This window comes from Bowmanella sp. JS7-9 (assembly GCF_004329715.1).
Lineage (GTDB): Bacteria > Pseudomonadota > Gammaproteobacteria > Enterobacterales > Alteromonadaceae > Pseudobowmanella > Pseudobowmanella zhangzhouensis.
This window is the reverse complement of record NZ_JXSY01000027.1, coordinates 20,249-31,127: the sequence shown is the minus strand read 5'-3', so window position 1 is coordinate 31,127 and position 10,879 is coordinate 20,249. Positions and strand designations below refer to the sequence as shown.

Genomic DNA, 10,879 nt, shown 5'->3' with positions numbered 1-10,879 from the left:
AAATTGCAGATGGTTAAATGTTTAACTATTTAAAATTAGTTTTTCATTTTACATTTTTAACAGTTATCGTCAGTGATTGCTATATAAAGTATTTGTATAGGTAGACACGGCATCCATGCCGGTTTTCGCCGACTCCCGTCTTGGCGACCCCTTTTGGACAGACCCAAAAGGGGAAAAGGTCTTTCGCTCCGGCAATTTGCTGATTCCTCATAAAACGGTTTTCGCTTTTCGAACAGGCGCAAGGCAACATCCATGTAAGGCTCTGCGCCTTGGCCTGACGTCCTGTCAGGCCATTCGGCGAAATCTGTTTTATTTCGGGCAAATTGAGTCGCTAGAGAAAGAACGCGCTCCGCGCGACAATATTTCTGGTGCTAACTGCCAGCTGATTTGCTGTTTTCTGGCTGTGGACTTTCGGTGGCAGTTTCAATCCCGTGGGCGGAAGTAAAATTCGGGAGCCGATGTAAAAGCATGACGCCACATCATGGATGATGGGGCGAGCGTTAAAGGTGGCATGGAAAGCCCCTGTAACGCGGTTAGGCTTTTACCGGCGATAGGATTTTATGTTGTTCCGCCGTCGGGACGCCGGGGAATCCAAAGGGGCTTGGCGCGAAGCCCCTTTGGGTGCTGTCGCCACCGCGACAAAAACTCACAGTCCTGCACTGAATAAGCGAAAGGAAGGTCATTGCTTAGATCTGCCTAGATTCCGGCGCGCTGGCCGGAATGACGGATAGGTGCCGGAATAACTAAAAAGGGCGACTAACGTCGCCCTTAAGATTAGATGCCGTCTTGCTGCAATCCAAACAACCCATTCAGGCGCTCGGCAAAACGCACCACTTCACCGGCCATTAAACAAAAATCCGCATCCAACCGCGCCGCGCGATCCGCCTTATCGATGTCGGCATTTTGCTCACGCAGCATGTCACTGAATTTCAGGCGGCTGATGGTCACCGTATCCTGCACGATGGCCGAGAAGGTCTCATCCCAGTGAATCGCCAGTTTACTCACTACCTTACCGTTTTCGATTTGGGTCAGCACTTCGTCACTGCCTAAATCCTGATTCTTAAAGCGCGCTACCGCACCGCCTTCTTCCGGCTGACGCAGTTCTGCTTCTTCTTTCAGTTCAAACTCTTCAGGCGGGTTGTCGGTCAGCCAGTTGGTCAGTTCTGCCGCCACGCTGCGACGGGCCCATGGCACCACTGGCAGGCTTTCCAGGGTTTTACGCAGATGGCTTAAAAACGCCTCGGCTTTGCCGTCACCTGCGGCATCGACCACTACCAGATTGGCGGCCGGGGAGATAAAGCCCCAGGTAAAGGTATCTTTGGTAAACGCCTGCGGCAGCATTTGCATGGTCAGCTGCTCTTTCATCTCTTGCTGGGCTTTTTTGCCCACCGGTGAGCCGGTTTCACGCTCAATCTCGGCGACTTTTTCTGCCACTTTGGCATTTAACACCGCGGCAGGCAGAATACGCTCCTGCTTTTGTAAACAGAACAGGTAGTTGCCACTGCCCAAATGAAACAGCATATCGCCACCGCGAATGGGGGCGGTCCAGCCAGTGGTGCTGATTTCCTGAGATTGGCACGGACGAAAGGCAAACTCGCTTAAACGTTGTTGTAACTGTTGGTCGTCATGGGAAAACGCCTGCGTCAGGCGATAAAACTTGAGGTTCTTAAACCACATAATAAAGATCCTGTGAAAATGCGATCCGCGCGGGGCGGATTAATCTTGTTGCTTGATGGGGAATGTAATTTTGTATTCAACGCCATGCCCAGGCGTGCTGCTAACGGCTATTTTACCGCGTAACGACTGAGTGACAAGGTTATACATGATATGGGTGCCAAGACCACTGCCACCCTTGCCGCGTTTAGTGGTGAAGAAGGCGTCGAAATGATTGGCCAGCACTTCTTCGCTCATACCTTTGCCATTATCGATGTACAGAATATGAATATTGTTGTCTTTTTGCTTGATGCTGATGTCGATGTGACCCTGCTCCATGTCTTCAAAGCCATGGATAATTGAGTTCATTATCATATTGGTAAAGATCTGCGCGACAATCCCCGGCGAGCAATACACGTTGAGATCCTGCGCGCAGTCGATTTTGATCTTATGCTGGGTTTTTTTCAGGGTCGGCGCCAGTGACTGAATCACCTCACCCAGATATTCGCGCACATTGATGGTGCGCTCCAGTTCGCTGGTTTGATCCACTGCCACCTGCTTAAAGCTGGACACCAGCTCCGAGGCACGGTGCAGGTTGTTCATCAATAATCCGGTGGTTTGTTCGGACTCGGTCAGGAAGTTTTTCATTGCGCTGGAGGTGAGGGTTTTATTCTCAAACGCTTCGTTCAGCACGCGGATACGATCCTGTAGAAAACTGGCCGCAGTCACGCCGATGCCCAGTGGGGTATTGACGTCGTGGGCGATACCGGCCACCAGACCGCCGAGGGATGCCATACGCTCAGATTCCACCAGTTGATCCCGCGCCTGACGCAGGTTTTCCATGGAGCTGGCCAGTTCCTGGTTGGTGGCACGTAATTCTTCGGCGATGCGGGTTTTTTCGGTGATCTCGAATTTGAGTTCCCGCTGTTTGACCAGCAGTTCATCTTTCTGGCGTTCCAAATCCAGCATGATATGACTCAGTGACGCGGTCTTACGCGCTACTTCCTGCTCTAATGTGAGGTTTTGTTCGTCTAAACGGCGATTTACCTCGCGCAGCTCCTGCTGGGTATCCTGCAGTTTGTGCTGGGAGTGGATGAGATCATCAATCAGATTATTAAATGCGCGCTGCAATAACATCAACTCGTTGTCTTCGGTGGCACGCAGGTTAATTTTGGAGCTTTCCAGATGGTTAAGATCAAAGTTGCTGATCTGGCGGGTGAGATCTTCCATCGGTTCGGTGAGCATGCCGCGAAACGCGTGCAGGAATAAGAAGATTAAAAACGCGGTTTTAATAATCGCGTTACCGACCAGGAAGAATAAGCCTACTTCGATGCGCCCGACGATAACGTCGAAGCTGGAATACAAGCTTACATCACCTACGCGGCTGGTTCGGCCGTTAAATTCAAAGATCAGTGGAAAGCTGTAACTAAAGGTACCATTGTCGTGGTCGTCGAAGGTTCCGCGCGCGGCCAGTTCTGCCGGTTGCTCTACCACGCGGCCTAGTTCGGCAATCAGTTTGCCGCTTTCATCGCGGATCTGTACGCCTTCGACAATGGGTAATTCCATTAAGCCCTGAGCAGAGGCAATCGCCTGAGGATCGTTGAGTTCCCAGATGGCACGGGTTAATGCGCTGCCGAAGGTGTTTTTCAGGGTTTCCAGTTCACCCTGAATATGATTCTTGGCATTCAGATATTCGGTAAATACCTGAAAGAACGTCACGGTGATGGTCAGTAAAAAGTAAACAGACAGGACGCGGGTTAACAGTTTACGCGAAAGCGGCGACTTCACTTTAACCATGGTTCCCTGCCAGTTATTTAGGATAGTGAACCTAGAATAAGGTTAAATATCAGTCTGTACAACAAGTAGTTGGGCGATTTGACTGATGATGATGGTATTGTGGCGCGTAACTACCGCAAAAATGGATTACAGACTGCAATATATTTGTCATGATGTAACAAAACCGTCACACAGCGCCATTATTATCCCGGCCAGATATTGTACAGGAGAGTAATCAAATTATGGCGACACGCATTCTGGTGGTTGAAGATGAACGCCCCATTCGTGAGATGCTGACGTTTGTTTTGGTGCAGCATGGATTTGAATCAATAGAGGCCGAAGATTTTAATACCGGTCTGGATAAATTAGCGGAATACTCTCCCACGCTGGTGTTGTTGGATTGGATGCTACCCGGCGGAAGCGGAATTCAGTTTGCACGCAAAATCAAGCAGGACGAGTTCAGCAAAGATATCCCAATCATTATGCTAACTGCACGGGGAGAGGAATCGGACAAAGTACGTGGTCTGGAGGCAGGTGCCGATGACTACATTACCAAACCGTTTTCACCCAAAGAGTTGATTGCCCGGATTAAAGCCGTGTTACGTCGTGTGCCTGGCGCACACCTGGAAGAAGAAATCATTATCAATGGCTTACGCCTTGATCCGGTTTCTCACCGCGTGACGGCTTATCAGGATGACCTGAGTTTAGGCCCGACCGAATTCAAGTTGTTGCAGTTTTTTATGACCCATCCAGAGCGGGTGTACAGCCGCGAACAGTTGCTGGATTTTGTCTGGGGTACCAATGTGTATGTGGAAGATCGCACGGTGGATGTACATATCCGTCGCTTGCGTAAAGCCATCGCACCCCATGGGCATGATGCGCTGATCCAAACGGTACGCGGTTCAGGATACCGATTCTCAGCAAAATAACCCTATGTTCACCTATTGGCGAAATATTCTCGTTCATTTTACCTTGTTGTTTGGGCCGTGCATTTTGCTCGGCTATCTGACAGACCAGTTGTTGTTGTCAGTGTTATTGGGATGTATCGGCCTGTTGTTATGGCATTACATTCACCTGTATCGCATGGCTCGCTGGTTATGGTTAAAACGCAGTATTTCGCCACCTCGCGCCTGGGGTAACTGGGACGATATCTTCACTGGCATTTATCGCCTGCAAAAAAATAATCTGCGCCGCCGTCATGAACTGGGCAAGATGCTCAAACGCATGCGTCGCGGCATTGAGGCGCTGACCGATGCCACCATCCTGCTCTCGGAAGAGTTACGGGTCGAATGGTGTAATAAACTCGCGCACAATCTGCTGGGTGTGCGTCTGGCCGATGATCAGGGCCGGCGTTTGCAGGATTTAATCCTCAATCGTGAGTTTGAACAGTATCTGCGCCAGGCCAAATTTGAATTGCCTCTGCATATCGCCTCGCCGGTGGATGACAACATCATGCTGGAAGTGCGGGTGATGCCTTATGGCGAGAATGAATACTTACTGATTGCCCGTGACGTGACCAACTTGCTTAAGCTGGAACGGATGCGTAAAGACTTTGTCGCCAACGTATCTCACGAATTACGCACGCCGCTGACCGTTATTCAGGGCTATCTGGAGTTAATGGATGATGTGGATGCGCTGCCCCCCGAGATGGCGAAAAAAGCTCAGCTAACCATGGCCGAGCAGGCCAATCGCATGCGCAGCCTGATAGAACAATTGTTGTCTATTTCGCGCCTCGAAAGCGGGCTGGACAATATTCAGCGGGTGCCGGTGGATGTGGGCTATCTGCTGACACTGGTGCAGGATGAAGCTAATGCGGTGAATGAGAACTTCCACCATACGCTGAGTTTCGATATTCAGTCGGACGCACGTGTCATGGGGGTTGAGGCGGAACTGCGCAGCGCGATTACTAATCTGGTCATCAATGCCATCAAGTACACGCCAGAGGGCGGTAAGATCGAGGTCTGCTGGAAAAACGTGCGCAATGGCGTGGCATTTAGCGTCAAAGACAATGGTGAAGGGATTGCGCCACAGCATTTACGCCGGCTGACCGAACGTTTCTATCGTATCGATAAGGCGCGCTCACGGGAAACCGGTGGCAGCGGGCTGGGCTTATCGATTGTCAAACATGTGTTGGCGCGTCATCAATCCCGCCTGAGTATTCGCAGTCGCGTGGGGCAGGGCAGCACCTTTAGTTTTGTGATCCCCAAAACACTGGTGGCTGCGCCGCTTAACGACAAGTCTGCTTAGTTACCGCTGATATCCACCATCAGATCATTGGCAATATTTTCGATATGCTGGCGAATGCCATCGCGCTGGCCAGCTTGTGTTATGCCCACCTGCAAGGTGGCTTTAAACAATTCGCCGCCCCAGTTAGGTGCGCTTTCACACTCACTGACCATTTTAAGAATATTGCCTCCGCCTTTATGCACCGCGCTGGCCACTTCCTGCACGATGCCGGGCTTATCATTGCCGGTGACGGTAATCGACAGCGTCATACTGTGGGCTGGCTGCTCACTGTCGTCGCTGCGCTGCACAATACATTGCAATTCTTTGATGTCATTCAGCGCATCCGCTAATGGCTGAATATGCTCATCGTTTATGCGAACCTGAATAATGCCGGCAAATTGCCCGGCCATTTTGCTCAGACTCGACGCCAGCCAGTTACCCTGATGGGTTAATATTAAACGGGAGACCCGGTCGACCAGCCCGGGACGATCACTTCCAACTAAGGTAATCACGATTTGCTGCATGTCATAAAAGCCTGTTTTTTGTGCATTTTGACTAAGAGTTAATCGTTATATTGGCGTGCTGTCCAGTTTTTTACAGGTGAAAAAATAAAATTTTTGTCTTTCGCTTAACTGGAAAAAAGTCTTATATTGCTTATGCTTACGTGTCTTTCATGGTGCAATATGACAGGTCTGTGACAGTAATATTACAAGGTGTAATAAAACTGTCATATTCGCAGTGGTAAAATGCGCGCCGAAACCAAAAATGACTAGAGGTACCTATGCCATCTAATTCGTTTCTCGGGGTATTTGCAAAATCTCCGTTAAAACCGCTTGAAAAGCACATCGACCTGGTACACCAGTGTGCCCAGGGTTTGTTACCGTTTTTTGAAGCGGTATTTGAAAACAACTGGCAGGAAGCTGAAGATCTACAACGAAAAATTTCCAAGCTGGAAAAGCAGGCTGACGCAGTAAAACGTGAATTACGCATGAGTCTGCCAAGCGGCATCTTCATGCCGATCAACCGCCAGGATTTATTGGATCTGTTATCGCAGCAAGACAAAATTGCCAACCGTGCCAAAGATATCTCTGGCCGCGTAATTGGCCGTGAACTGCAATTGCCAGAAGCAATGCATGCACAGTTTGTTGAGTATCTGACGCGCTGCCTGGATGCAACCGGTCAGGCCAAGATCGTAATCAACGAATTGGATGAACTGCTGGAAACTGGCTTCAAAGGTCGTGAAGTACGACTGGTAGAAGGCATGATCAGCGAACTGGACAAGATTGAAGACGACACGGACGCTATGCAGGTCAAAATGCGCAAGATGTTGCGCGCGATGGAAGGCAGCATGAGCCCGGTTGATGTGATCTTCTTATACGACATCATCGAGTGGATCGGCGATTTGGCCGACATTTCTGAGCGTGTTGGTTCTCGTCTGGAACTGATGTTAGCAAGTTAAGGCAGGATATTTAATGGACATTTTAAACACTTACGGTGCCATGTTAATTGGCATCGCGGCCGTAGTCGGCTTTTTAATGGCCTGGGGTATTGGTGCGAACGACGTAGCCAACGCCATGGGTACGTCAGTAGGTTCAAAAGCCCTGACCATCAAACAGGCGATTGTTATTGCCATGATTTTCGAATTCGCTGGTGCCTATCTGGCCGGTGGTGAGGTTACCTCCACCATCCGTAAAGGCATTATCGATGCTGCTTACTTTACCGATACTCCAGAACTGCTGGTATACGGCATGATCGCGTCTCTGTTGGCGGCAGGCTTGTGGCTGGCATTAGCGTCTTATCTGGGTTGGCCGGTATCCACTACGCACTCGATTGTTGGTGCCATCGTAGGTTTTGCTGCGGTAGGTGTGAGTGCGGATGCGGTAGCGTGGGGCAAGATTGGCGGTATCGTTGGTAGCTGGATTGTTACCCCTGCGATCTCGGGCTTTATTGCTTACCTGATTTTCATGAGCGCACAGCGTCTGATTTTCGACACGGATAATCCTTTCAAAAATGCTAAGCGTTTTGTACCTGTGTACATGGCTCTGGCAGGTTTTGTACTGTCGCTGGTGACTATCAAGAAAGGTCTGAAACACGTTGGTATTCAACCTGGCGTATTCGAAGGCTATATGATCGCTGTAATTATCGCGGTAATCGTTGCCTTTATCGGTCGCATGTTTATCAACCGTATCAAGATGGATGAGAAAGCCGATCACCGCATGCATTATGCCAGCGTAGAGAAAGTTTTCGCGATTCTGATGATTGTTACCGCCTGTTGTATGGCCTTCGCACACGGTTCAAATGACGTGGCCAACGCAATTGGTCCGTTGGCTGCGGTAGTTAGCGTGGTTGAACACGGCGGCGAGATCGCTAAGAAAGCGACCTTAGCCTGGTGGATTCTGCCGTTAGGTGGTTTCGGTATCGTTGCGGGTCTGGCACTGTTTGGTCACCGCGTTATCGAGACCATTGGTAAAGGTATCACTCACCTGACTCCTAGCCGTGGTTTCGCGGCGGAACTGGCTGCTGCCTCAACTGTAGTTATCGCCTCGGGTACAGGCCTGCCAATCTCTACCACGCAAACTCTGGTCGGTGCGGTATTGGGTGTTGGTATGGCGCGTGGTATCGCGGCCCTTAACCTGGCGGTAGTGCGTAACATCGTGGTGTCGTGGGTAATCACGCTGCCAGTAGGTGCCGGTTTATCTATCGTATTCTTCTTTATGATTAAGGGCGTATTCGCTTAATCAGCAAGACAATTTTAAAGGGCTGGAAACAGCCCTTTTTTTGGGCTCATTTTCGATTGTCATAAAAGTGCAAAAAAAATGTCACGAATGGCGTTTGATGGGTTCGTAAAACAATAAATTTTTAGATAAAACCCAATAAATACAATTGTTTACGTGTTTTATCAAATAGTCATAAAATTGAAAAGTAGGCAATATCTGACATACTTTTCAGGTTTAAACGGCCAAGGGCCAAACAAAAGGTGCAAATTGTGAAGAATGTAACTTTAGCTTCATTACTAATGACCGGTCTGATTTCAACAGGTGCGGTTGCTGATCCACTGACCGTGTATGGCAAAATCAATGTGACCGCGCAGTCCAGCGATGAGGGTGATGGTTCTTTCACGGAATTGAAAAGCAATAATTCGCGCTTCGGAATTAAAGGCGACTATGCCCTGGAAGATGGTCTGCAGGTAGTTTACACCCTTGAATGGCAGGTGGATGTGGCGGACCTGGGTGGTTCGGACAATATCAAATCACGTAACCAATACCTGGGCCTGAAAGGTGATTTCGGTACTGTGTTACTGGGCCGTAACGATACCATGCTGAAACAATCTCAGGGCGGTGTGGATTTATTTAATGACTACGAAGCCGACTTAAAAGGTTTGTGGAAAGGTGAGAACCGCCTGAGTAACACGGTTACTTATGTGACCCCGGCGTTTGATAAGTTTTCGTTTGGCATTACCTATGTGGCCGCAGGCAGCACCGAAGGTGAAGACGGTATCTCAGCGGCAGTCTTCTACGGTGACAAGAGCCTGAAAAAGAGCAACTGGTTTGCCTCCGTTGCCACCGACAAAGATATCAATGGTTATGACACTACTCGTGCCACCGTGCAAACCAAGCTGGAAGCATGGACCTTAGGTGCCAGCGTACAACGTCAGGAGCCGTCAGAGGGCGGTACCTCTAAGAATGGCGCAATGGTGTCTGCCGGCTACAAAATGGGTAAAGTCACCTACAAGGCACAGCTGCAGACATTAGAGGATGACCAGTCTGTATCCTTGGGGGCGGATTATAAACTGGGTGATAAAACCAAATTATTCGCCTGGTACACTGACCGCGATTACGATGCCAGTGTTGACCGCAGTTGGTTAGCAGTCGGTATTGAACACAAATTCTGATAGTGTAAAAACCCGGTCTAAGACCGGGTTTTTTTATGGGCGAAACTTTTTTAAATTTTTTTCAAACTATTTAATCCCGTCTCGCGACTTTATTCACAAGCAAAGCAAATAGACCACCAATTCGGGGCGTCAGGGTGTTTGAGCAAACGGATGAAAAATTAATTAGCAAGGCATTGGCAGGGCATGCAGGTGCATGGACCAAGCTGGTGCGGCGCTATGACAAGGCGATATATCACTACGCTCTGCGGATGTGCAGTCGTCATGATGACGCGCAGGATTTGATGCAGGACATCTTTATGGCGGTGTGCCGCAACCTGGCCACCTATCGTGGTGATGGCGAATTTAAAGCCTGGCTGTTTCGCATCGCACATTTTCGGGTGGTGGAATATTACCGCCGCAAGAAACCGCTGCAGAGTATCGATGATGAGCCAGAGGTGGCGCAAGAAAGCCAGCATGACCCGGATATTGTGTTGTTTAGCCAACGTCAGGGCGAGCACCTGGCAGGCGCGATGCAGCAGTTACCGCTGGCACAAAAAGCAGTGGTGGAATTGAAATTTTATGGCCAGTTCACCTGCGATGAGATTGCCTCGCAGCTGGGCGTGTCGGCCAACACAGTTAAATCCCGGTTATATGCCGCGTTGGACAAATTGAAACTGATTCTGGAGGCGCAAGATGCAGCATAAAGAAACCTTGTTCGCCTTGTGGCTGGATAATGCCCTGGACGAGCAACAACGACACGAATTTGAGCAACTGTGTATACAGGATGAGGCGTTCGCAGCCCGCGTTGCTGCCGCCAACTATTACGCCGCTGACGCTGCAGAATACACGCAAATGGCTATGCCACGCTGGGATCCCAAAGAGTCTTTTGTGATTCAGGCCACAATACCCTGGTGGCAGGGCGCCTGGTTACCCGTGTCGTCGATGGCGATGTCGGTTATGGCCGTCATGCTGGTGGTATTTAATGTGCAGCTCAGTGCCACCGATGGCCAACTGACTATGCGTTTTGGTAGCGATGAACAGCGAATTCTTGCGGAAGTGAATGCCCGCCTCGATGCCTATCAGCAGACTCAGCAACTGGCGCTGGCTGATACCGTCGACAAACTCGTCGAACGGCAGAAATTGAATAATGCCGAATTAACCAATTACCTGCTGACCAGCAGCCGCCAGGAACGACGTGAAGATTTTGCTGAGTTTATTCGGTTTGTGAATCAACAGCGCAGTGACGACCAGGTGTATTACGCCAGACAAATCAATGCACTGCAGGACAAAGTAAGCGATACGCCGCGCAGAAACGGTCGCGCCACAGATAACCTTGAATATCAGGAGTAAACA

At 49.7% G+C, this 10,879-nt stretch carries 10 protein-coding genes; 7 read left to right on the top strand and 3 right to left on the bottom strand.

Translation table 11 applies throughout. The features are described 5' to 3' along the window. Window positions 1-774: 774 nt before the first annotated feature. Entirely contained in the window at window positions 775-1,677 is a 903-nt protein-coding gene (gene rdgC, locus TK45_RS15235; protein ID WP_131259707.1) for a recombination-associated protein RdgC, read from the bottom strand. Window positions 1,678-1,716: 39 nt separating this feature from the next. After that, window positions 1,717-3,450 carry an ATP-binding protein gene (locus tag TK45_RS15230; RefSeq protein ID WP_131259706.1) on the bottom strand — a complete coding sequence of 578 codons (1,734 nt, stop codon included), beginning with the start codon at window positions 3,448-3,450 and terminating at the stop codon, window positions 1,717-1,719. A 221-nt stretch (window positions 3,451-3,671) separates the two neighbouring features. Between TK45_RS15230 and phoB the strand changes: the two genes are divergently transcribed. After that, complete coding sequence (gene phoB, locus TK45_RS15225; protein ID WP_131259705.1) at window positions 3,672-4,358, top strand: phosphate regulon transcriptional regulator PhoB; 687 nt, start codon at window positions 3,672-3,674, stop codon at window positions 4,356-4,358. 4 nt (window positions 4,359-4,362) lie between these two features. Next, window positions 4,363-5,676 carry a phosphate regulon sensor histidine kinase PhoR gene (gene phoR, locus TK45_RS15220; RefSeq protein ID WP_131259704.1) on the top strand — a complete coding sequence of 438 codons (1,314 nt, stop codon included), beginning with the start codon at window positions 4,363-4,365 and terminating at the stop codon, window positions 5,674-5,676. Here phoR and TK45_RS15215 read toward each other — a convergent pair. After that, entirely contained in the window at window positions 5,673-6,179 is a 507-nt protein-coding gene (locus TK45_RS15215; protein ID WP_131259703.1) for a glycine cleavage system protein R, read from the bottom strand. The genes phoR and TK45_RS15215 overlap by 4 nt on opposite strands. Before the next feature lie 257 nt (window positions 6,180-6,436). Between TK45_RS15215 and TK45_RS15210 the strand changes: the two genes are divergently transcribed. From TK45_RS15210 to TK45_RS15190, 5 genes are all read left to right on the top strand, one after another. Next, window positions 6,437-7,114, top strand: coding sequence for a TIGR00153 family protein (locus TK45_RS15210; protein WP_131259702.1), 678 nt, complete (start codon window positions 6,437-6,439; stop codon window positions 7,112-7,114). Window positions 7,115-7,127: 13 nt separating this feature from the next. Next, the gene (locus TK45_RS15205) at window positions 7,128-8,393 is read left to right on the top strand and encodes an inorganic phosphate transporter (protein WP_131259701.1); all 1,266 of its coding nucleotides are present in this window, start codon (window positions 7,128-7,130) and stop codon (window positions 8,391-8,393) included. A gap of 248 nt (window positions 8,394-8,641) precedes the next feature. Continuing rightward, window positions 8,642-9,547 carry a porin gene (locus TK45_RS15200; RefSeq protein ID WP_254426639.1) on the top strand — a complete coding sequence of 302 codons (906 nt, stop codon included), beginning with the start codon at window positions 8,642-8,644 and terminating at the stop codon, window positions 9,545-9,547. A gap of 134 nt (window positions 9,548-9,681) precedes the next feature. Then, the gene (locus tag TK45_RS15195) at window positions 9,682-10,230 is read left to right on the top strand and encodes an RNA polymerase sigma factor (RefSeq protein WP_131259700.1); all 549 of its coding nucleotides are present in this window, start codon (window positions 9,682-9,684) and stop codon (window positions 10,228-10,230) included. Continuing rightward, complete coding sequence (locus TK45_RS15190) at window positions 10,220-10,876, top strand: hypothetical protein (protein WP_131259699.1); 657 nt, start codon at window positions 10,220-10,222, stop codon at window positions 10,874-10,876. The genes TK45_RS15195 and TK45_RS15190 overlap by 11 nt, the downstream gene beginning before the upstream one ends. Window positions 10,877-10,879: the final 3 nt, after the last annotated feature.

What these genes read in the sequence shown, in the direction of transcription:
- rdgC (WP_131259707.1), bottom strand. Translation starts at nt 1,677, where the DNA reads ATGTGGTTTAAGAACCTCAAGTTTTATCGCCTGACGCAGGCGTTTTCC.
- TK45_RS15230 (WP_131259706.1), bottom strand. Translation starts at nt 3,450, where the DNA reads ATGGTTAAAGTGAAGTCGCCGCTTTCGCGTAAACTGTTAACCCGCGTC.
- phoB (WP_131259705.1), top strand. Translation starts at nt 3,672, where the DNA reads ATGGCGACACGCATTCTGGTGGTTGAAGATGAACGCCCCATTCGTGAG.
- phoR (WP_131259704.1), top strand. Translation starts at nt 4,363, where the DNA reads ATGTTCACCTATTGGCGAAATATTCTCGTTCATTTTACCTTGTTGTTT.
- TK45_RS15215 (WP_131259703.1), bottom strand. Translation starts at nt 6,179, where the DNA reads ATGCAGCAAATCGTGATTACCTTAGTTGGAAGTGATCGTCCCGGGCTG.
- TK45_RS15210 (WP_131259702.1), top strand. Translation starts at nt 6,437, where the DNA reads ATGCCATCTAATTCGTTTCTCGGGGTATTTGCAAAATCTCCGTTAAAA.
- TK45_RS15205 (WP_131259701.1), top strand. Translation starts at nt 7,128, where the DNA reads ATGGACATTTTAAACACTTACGGTGCCATGTTAATTGGCATCGCGGCC.
- TK45_RS15190 (WP_131259699.1), top strand. Translation starts at nt 10,220, where the DNA reads ATGCAGCATAAAGAAACCTTGTTCGCCTTGTGGCTGGATAATGCCCTG.